This window comes from Plantibacter sp. VKM Ac-2885, assembly GCF_015351205.1.
GTDB classification, from domain to species: domain Bacteria; phylum Actinomycetota; class Actinomycetes; order Actinomycetales; family Microbacteriaceae; genus Plantibacter; species Plantibacter auratus.
The window spans coordinates 2,235,536-2,253,507 of sequence record NZ_JADKSK010000001.1 but is presented as its reverse complement, the minus strand read 5'-3'; the positions used below and the strand labels follow the sequence as shown (position 1 = coordinate 2,253,507).

Genomic DNA, 17,972 nt, shown 5'->3' with positions numbered 1-17,972 from the left:
ACCGGCGGCCCCGCCTCGGACCGGAACGGCACGTGCCTACGATGGAGGCATGACGATCCCTGTGCTCTCCGTGTTGTCCGCCGCCGTCGAGGGAGTCGAGGCCGAACTGCTCGTCCTCGCGGTGAGGAAGGGCGACGACGGACCGGAGCTCCTGGCGCCCGACGTCTACGCCCCGCTCGCGGACGAGCTGCGCGCCTCCGGTGTCACGGGGTCCGAAGACCAGGTGCGACGCCTCCCGGACCGGTTCGGCGTGGCCTCGGCTCTCGTGCTGGTCGGCCTCGGTCCGGATGCGGACGACGCGGCCTTCCGACGAGCCGCGGGTGCAGTGACCAGGACGATCGACGGCCAGGCCTCGATCGCGTTCGCGTTGACGGAGGAGACGGCCGCCGCCGCCGAAGCCGTTCTCGAGGGGGCGGCCATCGGCGCCTACCGTTACACCGCGTCGCGCGGTGTCGGATCCGCGCCGGCACCGACACCGCTCGGGCAGATCACCGTCGTCGTCCCGTCGACCGTGGACGCACCGGATGCCGGGCTCGCTGAGCACGCCACCGCGGTCGCCGAGGCCATCGCGCTCGTGAAGGACCTGGTCAACACGCCGCCGAACGAGCTCTACCCGGTGACCTTCGCCGACGCGGCCCGCGCAGCGGTCGACGGCCTCGACGTCGAAGTCGAGGAATGGGACGAGACCCGCTTGGCCGAGGACGGCTTCGGCGGCATCCTCGGCGTCGGGCAGGGCTCCTCGCGGCCTCCGCGACTCGTCAAACTGAGCTACCACCCGGATGCCGCCAGGAGCCACCTGGCCCTCGTCGGGAAGGGCATCACCTTCGACAGCGGCGGCCTCTCCCTGAAGCCGCCGGTCTCGATGGTCGGTATGAAGTACGACATGACCGGCGCGGCGACCGTGCTCGCCGTCCTGGCCGCGGCCGCGCGTCTCGGGGTGCCCACCAGGCTGACCGCATGGCTCTGCCTCGCCGAGAACCTCCCGTCGGGCACGGCGATCCGGCCGAACGACGTCCTCACCATCCGGGGCGGACGTACGGTCGAGGTCACCAACACCGACGCCGAGGGCCGCCTGGTCCTCGCCGACGGACTCGTCGCCGCAGGCGAGGAGGGCCCGGACGCCATCATCGACGTGGCGACCCTCACGGGAGCCGCCGTGGTCGCGCTCGGCAACCGCTACACGGGCGTGATGGGCGACGCGTCGTTCGTCACCGACCTCATCGCGACCGGTTCCGGTGCGGACGAACTGTTCTGGCCGATGCCGTTCCCCGCGGAGCTGCGCAAGGTCCTCGACTCCGACGTCGCCGACCTCGCCAACGCGAAGCCCGGGACCACCGCGGGCGGCATGCTCGTCGCAGGCACGTTCCTGCAGGAGTTCATCGCCGACCGCACCGACGAGGAGGGCGTCACCACCCGCATCCCGTGGGCCCACCTGGACATCGCCGGGAGCGCGATGAACGGCGACGCCCCCTACGGCTTCACCGCCAAGGGCCCGACCGGCGTCGCGGTCCGTACCCTCCTCGCAATGGCCGAGGAGATTAGCCACCCGTAGTAAGGTCGGTGGGGGCGGTTCGACCCGCCTCGACGCCGCCGAACACACCACGACGGTTTCCGATCGACCACGAAGCACACACAAGGAGCAACGGAGTGTCCGAGCAGAATTTTGACCTGGTAGTCCTGGGAGGCGGAAGCGGCGGATACGCTGCGGCGTTGCGCGCTTCGCAGCTCGGCCTCACCGTCGGCATGATCGAGAAGGACAAGGTCGGCGGCACCTGCCTCCACCGCGGTTGCATCCCGACGAAGGCGCTGCTGCACTCCGCCGAGGTCGCGGACGCATCGCGCGAGTCGGAGAAGTACGGCGTCAAGTCCACCTTCGAAGGCATCGACATCGAGGGCGTCACGAAGTACCGCGAGGGCATCGTCGCGAAGAAGTACAAGGGACTCCAGGGCCTCGTCAAGGCCCGCGGCATCACCACCATCGAGGGTGAGGGCCGTCTGGTCTCCCCGACGAGCGTGCAGGTCGGCGACGACCTCATCACCGGCAAGAACGTGATCCTCGCGACGGGCTCGTACAGCCGCTCGCTCCCCGGTCTTGAGATCGGTGGCCGTGTCATCACGAGCGAGCAGGCGCTGCAGCTCGACTTCGTGCCGAAGAAGGTCGCCGTCCTCGGCGGCGGCGTGATCGGCGTCGAGTTCGCGAGCGTCTGGAAGTCGTTCGGGACCGAGGTCACGATCATCGAGGCGCTCCCCCACCTCGTCCCCAACGAGGACGAGTCGATCAGCAAGGCCCTCGAGCGCGCGTTCCGCAAGCGCGGCATCGAGTACTCGCTCGGCGTGCGGTTCCAGGGCGTCACCCAGGACGACTCGGGCGTGCACATCACGCTCGAGGACGGCAAGACGATCGACGCCGAGCTGTTGCTCGTCGCCGTCGGCCGTGGCCCGTCGACCGCCGGACTCGGCTTCGAGGAGGTCGGTGTCACCATCGACCGCGGCTTCGTCATCACCAACGACCGTCTCGAGACGAACATCCCCGGCCTCTACGCCGTGGGCGACATCGTCCCCGGCCTGCAGCTCGCGCACCGCGGCTTCCAGCAGGGCATCTTCGTGGCCGAGGAGATCGCCGGTCTCAAGCCGGTCATCATCGAGGACGTCAACATCCCGAAGGTCACCTACAGCGACCCCGAGATCGCGTCCGTCGGTCTCAGTGAGGCCAAGGCGGCCGAGCAGTACGGTGCCGACAACATCACGAGCTACGACTTCAACCTGGCCGGCAACGGCAAGAGCGAGATCATCGGCACGAGCGGCAACGTCAAGGTCATCCGCGTCAACGACGGCCCCGTCATCGGTGTGCACATGATCGGCGCCCGCGTCGGTGAGCTCATCGCCGAAGGCCAGCTCGCCGTCAACTGGGAGGCCTACCCCGAGGACATCGCGCCGCTGATCCACGCGCACCCCACGCAGAACGAGGCGCTCGGCGAAGCATTCCTCGCGCTCGCAGGCAAGCCCCTGCACGCGCTGTGACGCATTCCGAACACCCCAATAAGCTAGTGAACACACAACAGGTTTCAAAGGAGACAAGGTCATGAGCGAATCCGTCAGCCTCCCGGCACTCGGCGAGAGTGTCACCGAGGGTACGGTCACCCGCTGGCTGAAGAATGTCGGCGACACCGTGGAGGTCGACGAGCCACTGCTCGAAGTGTCGACCGACAAGGTCGACACCGAGATCCCTTCGCCCGTCGCGGGTGTCATCGAAGCGATCCTCGTCCAGGAGGACGAGACCGTCGAGGTCGGCACCGCTCTCGTGACCATCGGCGATGGTTCGGGTGCGGCTGCGGCCGAGGAGCCCGCGCCCGCCGCGGAACCGGCTGCTGCCGAGCCCGCTCCGGCTGAGCCCGCTCCCGCGGCCGAGCCCGAGCCGGCACCTGCTGCCGCGCCGGCTCCCGCTGCTGCTCCGGCTCCCGCCGCTGCGCCTGCTGCTGCACCGGCACCTGCTGCTGCACCGGCACCTGCTGCTGCTCCGGCTCCTGCTGCTGCTCCGGCGCCCGCCGCTGCTCCGGCTCCCGCCGCTGCACCTGCTGCTGCTCCGGCACCAGCTGCTGCGCCTGCTGCTGCGGCTCCGGCCGCCGCTTCGACGCCTGCCGCCGGCGGGGTCGTCAACTCCGGCTACGTCACGCCACTGGTGCGTCGTCTCGCCAACCAGCACGGGGTCGACCTCAGCACGGTCACCGGCACCGGTGTCGGCGGACGTATCCGCAAGGAAGACGTCCTGCAGGCTCAGAGCGCCGGTGGCGCCACGGAGTCGCCCGCTGCTCCGACCGTCCAGGTCTCCGAGCTGCGTGGCACGAGCAAGGCCATGTCGCGTCTGCGCAAGGTCGTCGCTGAGCGCGCGGTCGCTTCGATGCAGGGCACCGCCCAGCTGACGAGCGTCGTCGAGGTCGACGTCACGAAGGTCGCGGCACTCCGCACGGCCGTCAAGGACGAGTTCCTCGCCAAGACCGGCAACAAGCTGTCGTTCCTGCCGTTCTTCGCCCTTGCTGCCAGCGAGGCGCTCCAGACGTACCCGATCATCAACGCCACCGTCGATGGCGACCAGATCGTGTACCCGGAGACGGAGAACCTCGCGATCGCCGTGGACACCGAGCGTGGTCTGCTGACGCCGGTCATCCGCAACTCGGGTTCCAAGTCGATCGCCGAGCTCGGTGCCGAGATCGCCGATCTCGCGCAGCGCACTCGCGACAACAAGCTGCAGCCCGACGAGCTGTCGGGCGGCACGTTCACGCTGACCAACACCGGTTCGCGCGGCGCCCTGTTCGACACCCCGATCGTGTTCCTGCCGCAGTCGGCGATCCTCGGTACGGGCATCGTCACGAAGAAGCCGGTCGTCGTGACGGTCGACGGTGCAGACGCCATCGCGATCCGTTCGACGGTCTACCTCGCGCTGAGCTACGACCACCGCATCATCGACGGCGCGGACGCTGCACGCTTCCTCGTCCAGGTGAAGAACCGCCTCGAAGCAGGCGACTTCCGCGGCTCGCTCGGGATCTGATCCCGAACCGATCGCGCTGTGTGCATCGCCTCATCCGGCGGTGAACACCTCCCGCAGACGCCAGCCCGTCTCGCCCCTCACCACGAGGAGCGTGACGGGCTGTCGTCGTCCTGCGGCGGCCTCGTCCGTCTCGGACGGCTCGGCCGTGCCGCGCAGGACCGCCGCGTCGCCCTGACGGTCGACGAGGTCCAGACTCGCCGCGTCGATCGATCCGATCCCGACACCGAGGTGCTCGTCGTCCTCGAATGGGGACCCGCGTTCGACGGAGTCCCAGACGCACCCCTCCTCCCCCGTCGTGCGGCACTGATCACGTCGACGGACGAGCTCGCGGGCCGCGGCCGCCGGATCGTCACCGGTGACCACGTCGACGGCGTCAGCTTCGTCCGCCGGTGGCGTCGGCGTCTCCACCGGCGGCGCGATCGTCGTTACCGCCGCGGACGCCGGGCCGACTGAACCGGCCGGCGTCGGTGCGATCGCGGTGCTCGGGTCTTCGGACGGCAGGAACACCATCGCCGCCGACACCAGTGCCGCTGCCGCGCCCGCCGCTCCGATCACGAGTCGACGACGTCTCGGGCTGGAGTCGACGGACGGCGTCGAGCGGGTCGCGGCCGTGACCCGTGTGCCTCGACCGGGTCGCCAGGCCAGACGACGCAGCGACGACCCGGGATGTCGTGACCGACGCCTCGATTCGACGGCGGCTCGTCGGGTCGGCGGGAGCGGAGCCGTCCGCTGCGCGCGATCGGCGGAAGCACGGATGGCATCGGCAGGTGATGCGGACGGCGGGTCGACGCGGTCGAGCAGGACCGGGAGCGGTCGTGCCAGGGCGTGGATCCGCTGTTGCAGTCGGTTGGCGATCTCGTGGTCGGCGAGTTCAGGCACGACGTCGGCCCAGGCCGCGGTCGAGGGGGCCTCGTCGGGGTCGGTCGCCTGCAGGACACCGTCCATGAGCCCCGCGAACGCCGTCCAATCGGCGGCGAACGCCGGAGCGGTGCGGCCGAGCCCACCATCGATCGTCTGGTGGTCGACGGGAGCTGCGCCCGACCAGCCGGAGAGGACCGGTCGGCCGTCGTCGGCGAAGCGCACGGCCGAAGCGCTGATCGACCCGTGGCTGATCCCGGAGAGGTGCGCCGCGCGGATGGCGTCGACCAGTGGTGCCAGGATCGTGACGGCCTCACCGGGAGCGATCGACTCCCGGCGGCGCAGCAGTTCTCCCAACGTGCCGCCGGCGAGCCGCTCGACCAGCAGAGACGGGAGGCCGGTGCGATCCTCGGCGACGTCGACGAGTCTCACGATGTGCGGGTGGTCGAGTCGGGACAGGATGGCCGCGCGACGCCAGAGGTCGCGTTCGGCGGCGTCCGCCCTCGCTCGGAGCAGCACGGCGTCGCCCGCCGGGGCGGCCTGGTCGGTGCGCCCTCCGTGCGCGGATCCGGCGTGGGCGAGCACCGTCGAGTAGGCCGTCCACTCCCGGCCCTCGCCCAAGCGCCGGACGAGACGACGGCCGGCAACTCGGGTTGTGGCGGCGGACGGGTCTGGCAGTGTTTCCATAGCTCGATCCTCCGACGCGGAGCCCAGTCCGACGGCGTCGGCGCACGCGGCTGTGGACAAGGTGCCCGCGCCGCCGGCCTGTGGAGCAGAACGCAGCATCAGGACCCTCCGTCACCGGCTATCCTGGGAGCATGGCTCAGAAGGACGCGCCCCCGGCGGCGCAGAAGGAACCAGGGCGGATCAAGCAGCTCTGGCAGGTGTTCCAGCTCACCCGTCGCCACGACAAGGCGGCGCAGTGGTTGATGCTCGGCGGCTTCATCCTGCCGGTGCTCATCGGTGTCGCGGTCGCGCTGCTGTTCTCGGCGGGCAACATCTTCGCGCTCGTCATGTGGATCATCGCGGGCGTGCTCGCCGGCATCCTCGCGGCTCTGTTCATCCTCACCCGGCGCGCGGACAAGGTCGTCTACACGCAGATCGAGGGTCGGCCGGGCGCGGTGGGCCAGGTGCTCCGCGCTGCCCCGCGCTCGTGGCAGACCAGCGAGATGCCCGTCGCCGTGAACCCGAAGACCCAGGACGCGATCTACCGGGCCGTGGGCCGTGGTGGCGTCGCACTGATCGCCGAAGGACCCCGATCGCGGACCTCACGCCTGCTCGAGGACGAGAAGCGCAAGGTCACCCGCATCCTCCCGAACGTGCCGATCACGGTCTTCCACGTCGGCCCGGACGCCGACTCGGTGCAGCTCCGTCAGCTCTCCGGCGCCCTCCGGAAGGTCAAGAAGTCCTTGACCAACCCCGAGGTGCTCGCGGTCAGCAACCGTCTGTCCTCGTTCGGGACGCAGCTCCCCATCCCGAAGGGCGTCGACCCGATGCGGGTCCGCCCGCAGCGCGCGCGCTGACCCGCCGACACCGCTCGGAACACCTCGCGGTACGGAAACGACGGCCGCCCTCCTGACGGAGGGCGGCCGTTCGCGTTTCCGGCTGCGTTCAGCGCACCCGCAGGAGCACCGTGCCGGCGACCTTGTCGTGGAAGCCGCGCTGGTCCGAATCCCAGACGAGCGCTGGAACGACCACGCAGAGGAGCACGGTTCGCACGGCCGGCCGCCAGAGCCCGACCCACCCGCCGGTCAACGGCATGAGACGCATCCCGCAGAGGCGATGGCCGAGACTGCCGCCGATGGTCGGGATGAACACGAACTGCATGATGGCGAAGATCACGAGCGTCGCGGTGGCGTCGTAGGCGAAGAACGCGACGGAGAGGACGACCGCCATGGCCCAGTCGATGACGAGCGCGGTGATCCGCCGACCGACCCGCGCGACCGACCTGACGCCGCTCTCCGGGAGTCCCAGGCGTTCACCGGGGAAGGCGCTGGGAGGAAGCTCTCCGAAGGTCCGTGGATTCTGCGGGGTGTGGGGCACTGTGCCATTCTATTCGGGCGGGGATTCTCGTAACATCCACGAAACATGGGTGTCATGGCGGGGTAACCCCCTCCCCGTAGTCTCACAGATGGCTGCGCTGTGCAGCCTCCCTGTACCAACCCCATTTGGAGCCATTCACATGTTCAGTGATTCTTCCGAAGTGCTCAAGTTCATCAAGGACACCGATGTCAAGTTCCTCGACATCCGCTTCACGGACCTTCCCGGCGTGCAGCAGCACTTCAACATCCCGGCCAGCACCGTCGACGAGGAGTTCTTCACCGTCGGCCAGCTCTTCGATGGTTCGTCCATCCGTGGCTTCGCCAACATCCACGAGTCGGACATGCAGCTCATCCCGGATGTCTCCACCGCTTACATCGACGCCTTCCGTGCCGAGCGCACGCTCATCATGGTGTTCGACATCTACAACCCCCGCAACGGCGAGATCTACTCCAAGGACCCGCGTCAGGTCGCCAAGAAGGCTGAGAAGTACCTCGCCTCGACCGGCATCGCCGACACCGCGTTCTTCGCGCCCGAGGCCGAGTTCTACATCTTCGACGACGTCCGATACGAGGTGAACCAGCACTCGAGCTTCTACTCGGTGGACTCCGAAGAGGGAGCCTGGAACACCGGCCGCGCAGAAGAGGGCGGCAACCTCGGCAACAAGACGCCCTACAAGGGTGGCTACTTCCCCGTCAGCCCCGTCGACAAGCAGGCCGACCTCCGCGACGACATCAGCCTCAAGCTGATCGACGCCGGCCTCATCCTCGAGCGCGCGCACCACGAGGTGGGCACCGGCGGCCAGGCCGAGATCAACTACCGCTTCGACACCATGGTCGCCGCGGCGGACGACATCCTCAAGTTCAAGTACATCGTGAAGAACACGGCTGAGCTGTGGGGCAAGACCGCGACGTTCATGCCGAAGCCGCTCTTCGGCGACAACGGCTCGGGCATGCACACGCACCAGTCGCTGTGGAGCGACGGCAAGCCGCTCTTCTACGACGAGAACGGCTACGGCGGCCTGTCCGACCTCGCCCGCTGGTACATCGGTGGCCTGCTGAAGCACGCCCCGGCCGTCCTGGCGTTCACGAACCCGACGGTGAACTCCTACCACCGCCTGGTCCCCGGCTTCGAGGCCCCCGTCAACCTGGTCTACTCGGCCGGTAACCGCTCGGCGTCGATCCGTATCCCGATCACGGGCACGAACCCGAAGGCCAAGCGCATCGAGTTCCGCGCGCCCGACGCCTCCGGCAACCCGTACCTCGCGTTCGCCGCTCAGCTGATGGCCGGCCTCGACGGCATCAAGAACCGCATCGAGCCGCACGAGCCCGTCGACAAGGACCTCTACGAGCTTCCCCCCGAGGAGGCCAAGAACATCCCGCAGGTGCCCGCATCGCTCGGCGCTGCCCTCGAGGCGCTCGAGGCGGACCACGAGTTCCTCCTCGCCGGCAACGTCTTCACGCCGGAGCTCATCGAGACCTGGATCCAGTACAAGCGCGAGAACGAGATCAAGCCGCTGGCCCAGCGCCCGCACCCGTTCGAGTTCGAGCTGTACTACGGCGTCTGACGACACCTGCTGTACCGCGAACCGCCCGTCATCCTCTCGGATGGCGGGCGGTTCCGTGTGGTCGAGGCGATCGGCTCAGATGCCGTAGAAGCCGTGCTCGAAGACCGTCCGGGCACGCCGGGTGGCCGCGAGGTAGTCCTGTTCCAGGAGACTCGCCGACCCGGTCGGGTACTCCAGGAGTCGCGCCACACCTTCGAGCTGTTGGCGGTCGCTCGGCAGCACGTCCTGCGTCTTGTTCAACCACAGCGTCATGGCCGAGCGGATCCGCGACGCGAGGATCCAGGCCTCACGGAGTCGTTCGGCGGACTCCCGATCGACGAGATCCGCCTCCACCGCCGCGTCGAGCGCTCGGAGCGTCGAGGTGGTTCGCAACGTCGGCACCGCCGCCCCGTGCTCGAGCTGGAGGAGCTGCACGAACCACTCGACGTCGCTGAGCGAGCCGCGCCCGAGCTTCAGGTGTCTCGTCGGGTCGGCGCCCTGCGGCAACCGCTCGTTCTCGACGCGTGCCTTGATCCGCTTGACCTCGCGGACGGACTGCTCGCTGATCGCGGCTGGATAGCGGACCGTGTCCGCCACCTCGGTGAACGCCTCGATGAGCTCGGTGTCGCCCACGACGCCGGCGGCGCGGAGCAGCGCCTGCGCCTCCCAGGTGAGGGACCAGCGCGCGTAGTAGTTCCGGTAGGAGTCGAGGGAGCGCACGAGCGGACCGTTCTTCCCCTCGGGACGGAGATCGAGGTCGAGGTCGAGCGGGAGCCGGGCGTCCTCGCTCAGGCGCTTGAGCTCTGCGGCGATCGCTCCGGCCTGGCGCTGTGCATCCTGGGTGTCGACCCCGTCCTTCGGCCGGAACACGTAGAGGACGTCGAGGTCCGAACCGAGTCCGAGCTCTGCGCCGCCGTAGCGGCCCATGGCGATGACGGCGAACTCGATGTCCGCGCCGAGGCCGCCGATGCGTCTGACGGCGCCGAGGAGCCCTGCGAGCGTCGCCGTCGACACGTCCGTCAGTCCGGCGGCGAGGCCCTGGACGTCCAGCATGCCGACGGTCGACGACATCGCCAGCCGGAGCACTTCACGTCGCCGTACCGCGCGGATGGCGGCGGCTGCGGTGTCCGGTGAGTCGTGTCGTCTGAGGATGGCGGCGATCTCCTCGCCGAGCGCGGTCGACGATCGCGGGAGGAGGTCCTCGTCTCCGGCGAGCCAAGCGGCCGACTCGGGGATGCGGTCCATGAGCTCGCCGATGAACCGGGACCCCGAGAGGACCCGCGTGAGCCGCTCGGCCGCCCCTGAGGAGTCGCGGAGCATCCGCAGGAACCAGTGCGACTCGCCGAGGGACTCGCTGAGCCGCCGGAACGCGAGCAATCCGTAGTCGGGATCGGCGCCGTCCGCGAACCAGCCGAGCATGACGGGGAGCAGATGCCGCTGGATGTTGGCGCGCCGCGACACGCCGGCGGTGAGCGCCCCGATGTGGGCGAGCGCGCCGCGCGGGTCGACGAAGCCGATCGCCGCGAGTCGCGCCTCCGCCTGACCGCTCGTCAGACTCAGACCGCTCTCGGGCAAGGCCGCGACCGCCGAGAGCAGCGGCCGGTAGAACAACCGCTCGTGCAGCTGCCGGACACCGTGCTTCGTGGCCTCCCATCGCGTGACGAGGGCCTGAGCGGTCGTCGCGAGCGTGCTCGATCGGGCCAGGGATCGGAGGGACGGCTCGTCGCGCGGCATCATGTGCGTGCGCTGCAGTCGCGTCAGCTGCAGACGGTGTTCGAGCACGCGCAGCAGACGGTAGTCGTGCGCGAACTCCTGCGCCTCGGCGCGACCGATGTACCCGGCGGTCGCGAGGCCGTCGAGGGCGGCGAGGGTTCCGCGTTGATGCACGGAGTCGTCGAGCTGTCCGTGGACGAGCTGCAGCAGTTGGACCGTGAACTCGATGTCGCGGAGCCCGCCCGGGCCGAGCTTGAGTTGGTAGTGGACGTCCTCCGCGGGGATGTGTTCGGTGACTCGTTCGCGCATGCGCTGCACCGATTCGACGAAGCCCTCGCGGGACGCACTCCCCCACACCTTCGGCTGCACCGCCTCGATGTAGCGGGCACCGAGGTCGGGATCGCCGGCGAGGGCCCGTGCCTTGAGGAGCGCCTGGAATTCCCAACTCTTCGCCCAGCGGTCGTAGTAGACGAGATGCGACTCGAGCGTGCGGACGAGGGCGCCTGCCTTGCCCTCCGGACGGAGGTTCGGATCGACCTCCCACAGGCTCGGCTCGAGACCCGCCTGTCCGAGACCGCGCATGGTGAGGACCGCGAGCCGGGTGGCGATCTCGACGGCACGCCCGTTGTCGAGCCCGTCCTCGCCGTCGCCCGAACCCTCACCGACGAAGATGACGTCGACGTCGGAGACGTAGTTCAGCTCCCGTGCGCCCGCCTTGCCCATGCCGATGATGGCGAAGCGGGTGGCCGCGACCTCCTCGCGCGGGTACACGCCGGGACCCCTCGGCCCGCTCGTCTGCGTGCGTGCGACGGCGATGGAGGCCTCCAACGCACCGGCAGCGAGGTCGGAGAGGGCGCTGGCGACCCGGTCGAGCACGACGATCGGATCCGGGGCGCAGAGGTCGAAGAGGGCGACCTCGGCCAGCAGTCGGCGGTAGACCACGCGGATCGCGTCCCAGGCCGGCTCCTCGACGATCGCGGCGAAGCCGTCCTCGGCACCGACGCTCGCGAGCAGCTCGTCGCGCGCCTCCTGCAGCGTCGGGACGCGGGTGACCGGCAACTCGAACACCGACAGCTGGTCGGGGTGGCGGAGGAAGAAGTCGATGAAGCCCTGCGAGGCGCCGAACAGTCGGAACAGTCGCTCGGCCGAGGCCTGGTCCGCCATGAGCGCTGACAGCTCGTCGGGAGACTTCCGACCGACCATCAGCACACCGACCAGCGCGGCGTCGGGGTCGGCCGCGACGGCGAAGGACGGCGACAGCGACGCCGGGTCGAGCTGGACGAGCTCGCCGAGCTCGTCCAGCCGGTCCCTGGCCTCACCCAGACCGGTGAACCCGAGTCGGGCGAGCGTGCTCAGGGAGATGTTCTCGCGGACCATGCGACCGACCGGTCCCCTCGTCTAGAGCATCTCCAGGTTGCTGGCCAACTCGAAGGGGGTCACCTGGGCCCGGTACTCGTGCCATTCCTGTCGCTTGTTCAGCAGGACGTAGTTGAACACCTGCTCCCCGAGCGTCTCCGCCACGAGTTCGGAACCCTCCATGAGGCTGACCGCGCGATCGAGGCTGGCGGGCAGAGCGTTGTATCCCAGCGCCCGACGCTCGGTGTCGGAGAGCGTCCAGACGTTGTCCTCGGCCTCCGGCGGGAGCTCGTAGCCCTCCTCGATGCCCTTCAGCCCAGCGGCGAGCATGAGCGAGAAGGCGAGGTACGGGTTGGCGGCGGAGTCGATGGCGCGGTACTCGACCCGAGCGCTCTGGCCTTTGTTGGGCTTGTAGAGCGGCACGCGCACGAGTGCCGAGCGGTTGTTGTGGCCCCAGCAGACGAAGCTCGGAGCCTCGGACAGCTTGTTCGGTCCGACGCCACCCCAGAGTCGCTTGTAGGAGTTCACGAACTGGTTCGTCACCGCGGTGATCTCCGGAGCGTGCGTCAGGAGTCCGGCGATGAACTGCCGGCCCGTCTTCGAGAGCTGGTACTGCGCACCCGCCTCGTAGAAGGCGTTCGAGTCACCCTCGAACAACGACATGTGCGTGTGCATGCCGCTGCCGGGCTGGTGGACGAGCGGCTTCGGCATGAACGTCGCGTAGACGCCCTGCTCGATCGCCACCTCCTTCACGACGGTGCGGAAGGTCATGATGTTGTCGGCCGTCGTCAGGGCGTCGGCGTACCGCAGGTCGATCTCGTTCTGGCCGGGGCCCGCCTCGTGGTGGCTGAACTCGACGGAGATCCCGAGGTCTTCGAGCATCCGGACGGAACGTCGACGGAAGTCGTGAGCGGTGCCACCGGGGACGTTGTCGAAGTAGCCCGCCGAGTCGACCGGCTCCGGTCCGTCGACGCCGTACTGCGAGGACTTCAGCAGGTAGAACTCGATCTCGGGGTGCGTGTAGAACGTGAACCCCATGTCGGCTGCCTTCGCCAGGGTGCGCTTCAAGACGTTCCGCGGGTCGGCGACGGCGGGCTGGCCGTCGGGCGTCGTGATGTCGCAGAACATGCGCGCCGTCGGGTCGATCTCGCCGCGCCACGGCAGGATCTGGAAGGTCGTCGGATCGGGGTGGGCCAGGAGGTCCGACTCGTAGGAGCGGCTGAGCCCCTCGATCGCCGATCCGTCGAAGCCGAGGCCCTCGGAGAACGCGCCTTCCACTTCGGCCGGGGCGATCGCGACGGACTTGAGGGTCCCGACGACATCGGTGAACCACAGCCGGACGAACTTGACGCCCCGCTCCTCGATCGTGCGGAGAACGAAGTCGCGCTGCTTATCCATCTGCCCCTCTTCCTTCGGCCGGCGGCCCGTGTCTAGGCTACTGGCTCCGTCCCCGTTCCCGCTCATCAGCGCGCGCCGGGCGTGGGCGATCCACGGCTCACCACCAGGCGAGGACGAACAGTGCGGTCCAGCCGGCCGTCGCCACCCACAGCAGTGAGATTGCGGCGATCCGCAGCCGCGATCCGCGGTGGGCCCCTTGCCAGACGGGCACCAACCCGAGGCAACTCACGAGGAGGGCGATGGAGAGCCACGGCAAGGCGGCGGGCACCCCGACGAGCGCGATCGCCGGACTCGAGGCGGCCGCACGGACGAGCACGACGGCTCCGCCGATCGCCCACGTCGCTCCGAACACCGGAGCGATCCCCAGCAGGAGGCCGTCCTGGACCGGCTGGCGCCGAAGCGCCTGGGTGATCAGCCGGTAGCCCCACGCCACGGACCATCCGATGGCCAGGAGCCCGAACAGGATGGGCAGCACCAGCAGCAACCACCTGCCGCCGGCGTCCGACGAGGTCTGCTGGCCCCACCGTGGGCTCGCCGCGACATCGGCTCGATCGACGACGGTGACGGCCGCGTCGTCGGTGTCGCAGAGTGCCGCCCGATAGCTCGCCGGATCGCTGAGCCACGCACGCATCGCGACCCGTGCGCACGCACTGCTGACCGATGGGACGGCTCCCGACCCGGGGAAGACCGCCACGAGGGCGTTCGCCGTGCCATCGGCGACGGGGACGGCGAGGGCGGCGGCCTGTTCCGGGGCGCCGAGCACGAGGACCGACGTCCCGATCGCTCCCGGCGGCGGCGTCGCACTCACGGCGAACGAGGAGCAGGCAGCGGCCGCGACGTCCTCCAGCAGCGTCGGCGTGGTGACCTCCGCGTCCGAGCGTTCGATCGCCCCAGGCCAGCCGGTCGTCGAACACCCGAGCACGCGGTCGAGGATGCCACCGGAGTCGGCCAGCTGGGCGGTCGCATCGTTCGCCACGGGATCCAGCACCGTGCTGTCGCCGTCCGCGACCGAGCTCAGGAGCACCGGGAGTGCCGCCTGGGCGGTGGGTTCGGACAACGCGTGTGAGGCGATCGCCAAGAGCGCGTCGCCACCGAGGGTGATCGGGCGCGGTCCGGAGGTGCGGTGCGGTGCGGCGACGAGGGCATCGGTGGCGGCGGTGAGGATCCCGGCCGAACGTAAGACCTCGGTCGGCGCGGTGTCCGGGGTCGCGGACTCCGGTTCCTCGGCGGCGGCGGCCTGTGGTGCCGCCGGCGGGGACGGAACGGGACCCTGCGGCTCGACGCCGCGCGCACGGACGACGGCCAGGGCGGCCGCCACACCGCCCGCGGAGACGATCCCGGGTGCACCCAGGTCGGGGCCGTCGAGGACGACGCCGTCGACGCCACCCGGATCGACGTCGGGGGCCGCGAGGGCCACTCCGGCCGACGAGCCCACGGCCAGGATGGTCCATCGCGCGTAGCCGAGCTGCTGCCGGAGGTCGCGGAGGTCCGCCGCCGCAGGCGCGACGCCGAAGTCGCTCGGCACGACGCCGTCCTCCTGCCAGGCCTCGGCGCAGGAGGCGAAAGCGCCGCCGACCGCGGCGACGCGAGTTGCACGGTCCCCGTCAGCGCCGAGCGAGGCGCGGATGGCGGCGGTCGCCGGCGCACAGTCGAGCGACGGCGTGGCGTCGCGACCGCCCCGTCGTTCGACGAACACCACGTCGCGGTCGGCGGCAAGCCCGCCCTCGACCGCGAGCTGCTGGATGTCGAGCGTCGAGAGTGCCGACCCGCCGGCGAGGTAGACGAGCGGCGGTCGCCCGGTCTCGAGGGCGGCCGGTACGAGCACGTACGGCAGGGTCGCCTCCGCCGAGTCCGGCACCGCGCGCGACAGTGGCACCGTCAACACGCCGCAGCGGGAACCACCGGGGACCGCGGTGACGCACTCGGCCGCGCTGACCTCGGCGGTGACCATCGGCGCTGCACCGGCGGGCGACGCCGGCATGAGGAGGAGTCCGAGGGTGAGGGCCGCGACGGCACCTCGTCCGACGGCGATCGGTCGCCTCCGCGGACGGTCGATCCTGTGCATGTTCCCCCCGCTCGAGCTTCATCGCTCGGCCCATCCTGGCGGATCACACCACGCCTGCGGAAGAGGGCTGACCCGCAATCCGCTCGCGATGCGACCCGGGTGGCTCAGTCCTCGGCAGCCTCGTCGGCGTCCCACTTCGCGCTGTTGGCGCGCAGTCGCTCGAGCGCGTGCGAGGCCTCCGCAGCCGTCTCGAATGGACCGACGCGGTCGACGACACTCGACTCGAAGCCGAACTCGACCTGACCGGTCTTCGTGTTGTACCAGTACTGCTCGGATGGTTCCTTCGCCACGGCGCGTCTCCCCTGCTCGGTTAGGCTTGATCCTATGCCTTTCGACACCGCAGGTCACCTGATCCCCGGTCGCGTCGGCCGCCCCCGATCGGTGCCGGAGACGATCGTCCGCCCCGAGTACGTCGGCCGCGCCGCACCGGCCACCGACACCCGGGGCGATCTGTATTCGGCTGAGGAGATCGAACGCATCCGGGTCGCCGGGACCATCGCCGCCGATGCGATCCAAGCCGTCGGCGCGGCGGTCCGTCCCGGGGTGACCACCGACGAGCTGGACGCCATCGGACACGCGTTCGTCATCGGTGCGGGCGCCTATCCGTCGACGCTCGGGTACCGCGGCTACCCCAAGTCGATCTGCAGTTCGGTCAACGAGGTCGTCTGCCACGGCATCCCCGACGACACCGCCTTGCGCGAGGGCGACCTCGTGAACATCGACATCACCGCCTACCTCGACGGCGTGCACGGCGACAGCAACGTGACCTTCCTCGTCGGCGACGTCGCCGACGACACCCGTCTCCTCGTCGAGCGCACCCGGGAAGCCCTCAACCGCGGTATCAAGGCCGTCGCCCCCGGCCGGCAGATCAACGTCATCGGTCGTGCGATCGAGTCCTACGCGAAGCGGTTCGGGTACGGCGTCGTCCGCGACTTCACGGGCCACGGTGTCGGCCGGTCCTTCCACTCGGGGCTGATCGTCCCCCACTACGACGCCGCGCCGCTGTACGACACGGTGATGGAGCCGGGCATGGTGTTCACGATCGAGCCGATGCTCACGATCGGATCCCAGGACTGGGAGCAGTGGGACGACGACTGGACGGTCACGACCCGCGACCGGTCGTTGACCGCGCAGTTCGAGCACACGCTCGTCGTCACCGAACGCGGGGCCGAGGTCTTGACCCTTCCGAGCACGATCGACACCGCCGCAGCGCCCGCGGCGCTCTAGGCTGGACGCATGACGAACGCAGCTCCCCGGTCCGCCGTCGGCATCGATATCGGAGGGACCGGCATCAAAGGTGCGGTCGTCGATCTCACGACGGGTGCCCTCCTCACCGATCGGGTGAAGATCCCCACGCCGAAGGGTGGCGAGCCGAAGGACATCGTCGTGACGGTGCGGGAGGTGCTCGAGCAGCTGTCCCCGGCCTCCGACGGACTCCCGCTCGGCGTCTGCTTCCCCGCGATCGTCCGCAACGGCCGGACGATGTCCGCGGCGAACGTCTCCGACGCCTGGATCGGCCTCGAAGCCGAGCAGCTGTTCGAGCAGGGCCTCGGGCGGGAGATCACCTTCGTGAACGACGCCGACGCGGCCGGGTACGCCGAGACCGAGTTCGGGGCAGCCAAGGGCGCAAGCGGTCTCACGATCCTGACGACCCTCGGCACCGGCATCGGCACGGCGCTCATCTACAACCGCACGTTGATCCCGAACGCCGAACTCGGGCACCTGGAGATCGACGGCAAAGACGCCGAGACGCGGGCGTCCTACGCGGTCAAGGAGCGCGAGGACCTGAGCTGGGAGAAGTGGGCCAAGCGCCTCCAGAAGTACTACGAGCGCCTCGAGTTCCTCTTCTCGCCCGATCAGTTCGTGGTGGGCGGCGGCGTGTCCAAGCACGCGGACCACTTCCTGCCGCTCCTGAAGCTCGACACCCCGATCATCCCCGCCGTGCACCGGAACAACGCGGGCATCCTCGGCGCAGCCGCGCTCGCCGCCGGCCCCGCCGAACGCATCGCCTGAGCACTGCGCCACGCGCTGCGGCGGTTCCGTCGCAGCGCTTGGCGTGGGAGTGGGGTGTGAACGGGTCGACCGGTACGCCGGGTTCTGTCCCACGCTCTCGCGTCTGGACGGCCATCTCTCTCGGGACGACGTTGCCGCCGCCCTCTAGCGGTCTACCCGGGAACTTGGCGAGCAGCCTCAGCGTTCCCTGTTGACCTTGCTCCGGACGAGGTTTACCGAGCCGACCGGGTCACCCCGGTCGCTGGTGGGCTCTTACCCCACCGTTTCACCCTGACCGTGGTCGCCCACGGCGGTCTGTTCTCTGTGGCACTGTCTCGCGGGTCACCCCGGGTGGGTGTTACCCACCGCCCTGCTCTGTGGAGCCCGGACGTTCCTCGGCACCGACACCCGGAGGTCTCGGTGACGCGACCGTCTAGCCGGCCCGTTCACGGAGACGA

The 17,972-nt window shown here is 69.7% G+C and carries 13 protein-coding genes and 1 other RNA gene; 7 read left to right on the top strand and 7 right to left on the bottom strand.

Annotated elements, in window-relative coordinates:
- Positions 1–49 precede the first annotated feature (49 nt).
- The 3 genes from ITJ66_RS10785 (at position 50) to ITJ66_RS10775 (ending at position 4,546) form a co-directional block, all read left to right on the top strand.
- Positions 50–1,552 (top strand): leucyl aminopeptidase, encoded by a 1,503-nt coding sequence (locus tag ITJ66_RS10785; protein WP_194644577.1) that lies wholly within the window; start codon positions 50–52, stop codon positions 1,550–1,552.
- A gap of 95 nt (positions 1,553–1,647) precedes the next feature.
- Positions 1,648–3,021 (top strand): dihydrolipoyl dehydrogenase, encoded by a 1,374-nt coding sequence (gene lpdA / locus ITJ66_RS10780; RefSeq protein ID WP_064293772.1) that lies wholly within the window; start codon positions 1,648–1,650, stop codon positions 3,019–3,021.
- A 61-nt stretch (positions 3,022–3,082) separates the two neighbouring features.
- The gene (locus ITJ66_RS10775; protein ID WP_194644576.1) at positions 3,083–4,546 is read left to right on the top strand and encodes a 2-oxo acid dehydrogenase subunit E2; all 1,464 of its coding nucleotides are present in this window, start codon (positions 3,083–3,085) and stop codon (positions 4,544–4,546) included.
- Between the two features lie 30 nt (positions 4,547–4,576).
- Here ITJ66_RS10775 and ITJ66_RS10770 read toward each other — a convergent pair whose 3' ends face one another.
- Positions 4,577–6,091 (bottom strand): hypothetical protein, encoded by a 1,515-nt coding sequence (locus ITJ66_RS10770; protein ID WP_194644575.1) that lies wholly within the window; start codon positions 6,089–6,091, stop codon positions 4,577–4,579.
- 131 nt (positions 6,092–6,222) lie between these two features.
- Between ITJ66_RS10770 and ITJ66_RS10765 the strand changes: the two genes are divergently transcribed.
- Complete coding sequence (locus tag ITJ66_RS10765) at positions 6,223–6,927, top strand: DUF4191 domain-containing protein (RefSeq protein ID WP_071260054.1); 705 nt, start codon at positions 6,223–6,225, stop codon at positions 6,925–6,927.
- Positions 6,928–7,015: 88 nt separating this feature from the next.
- Here the strand turns inward: ITJ66_RS10765 and ITJ66_RS10760 are convergent, their stop codons facing one another.
- Positions 7,016–7,447 (bottom strand): RDD family protein, encoded by a 432-nt coding sequence (locus tag ITJ66_RS10760; protein ID WP_194644574.1) that lies wholly within the window; start codon positions 7,445–7,447, stop codon positions 7,016–7,018.
- A gap of 139 nt (positions 7,448–7,586) precedes the next feature.
- On the opposite strand from ITJ66_RS10760, the gene glnA reads away from it, so the two are divergent.
- The gene (gene glnA, locus ITJ66_RS10755; RefSeq protein WP_056005986.1) at positions 7,587–9,011 is read left to right on the top strand and encodes a type I glutamate--ammonia ligase; all 1,425 of its coding nucleotides are present in this window, start codon (positions 7,587–7,589) and stop codon (positions 9,009–9,011) included.
- 75 nt (positions 9,012–9,086) lie between these two features.
- On the opposite strand, the gene ITJ66_RS10750 is transcribed toward glnA, so the two are convergent.
- From ITJ66_RS10750 to ITJ66_RS10735, 4 genes are all read right to left on the bottom strand, one after another.
- Positions 9,087–12,080, bottom strand: coding sequence for a bifunctional [glutamine synthetase] adenylyltransferase/[glutamine synthetase]-adenylyl-L-tyrosine phosphorylase (locus ITJ66_RS10750; protein ID WP_194644573.1), 2,994 nt, complete (start codon positions 12,078–12,080; stop codon positions 9,087–9,089).
- Positions 12,081–12,101: 21 nt separating this feature from the next.
- Entirely contained in the window at positions 12,102–13,457 is a 1,356-nt protein-coding gene (locus ITJ66_RS10745) for a glutamine synthetase family protein (RefSeq protein WP_079705870.1), read from the bottom strand.
- A 97-nt stretch (positions 13,458–13,554) separates the two neighbouring features.
- Complete coding sequence (locus tag ITJ66_RS10740) at positions 13,555–15,522, bottom strand: hypothetical protein (RefSeq protein ID WP_194644572.1); 1,968 nt, start codon at positions 15,520–15,522, stop codon at positions 13,555–13,557.
- 104 nt (positions 15,523–15,626) lie between these two features.
- The gene (locus tag ITJ66_RS10735) at positions 15,627–15,812 is read right to left on the bottom strand and encodes a hypothetical protein (RefSeq protein ID WP_064293764.1); all 186 of its coding nucleotides are present in this window, start codon (positions 15,810–15,812) and stop codon (positions 15,627–15,629) included.
- A 34-nt stretch (positions 15,813–15,846) separates the two neighbouring features.
- Between ITJ66_RS10735 and map the strand changes: the two genes are divergently transcribed.
- Complete coding sequence (gene map / locus ITJ66_RS10730; RefSeq protein ID WP_137241724.1) at positions 15,847–16,749, top strand: type I methionyl aminopeptidase; 903 nt, start codon at positions 15,847–15,849, stop codon at positions 16,747–16,749.
- Between the two features lie 9 nt (positions 16,750–16,758).
- Positions 16,759–17,535 (top strand): polyphosphate--glucose phosphotransferase, encoded by a 777-nt coding sequence (gene ppgK, locus ITJ66_RS10725; RefSeq protein WP_085510829.1) that lies wholly within the window; start codon positions 16,759–16,761, stop codon positions 17,533–17,535.
- A 57-nt stretch (positions 17,536–17,592) separates the two neighbouring features.
- Here the strand turns inward: ppgK and rnpB are convergent.
- Positions 17,593–17,959: RNase P RNA component class A (rnpB, locus tag ITJ66_RS10720), an RNA gene on the bottom strand.
- Between the last annotated feature and the right edge of the window lie 13 nt (positions 17,960–17,972).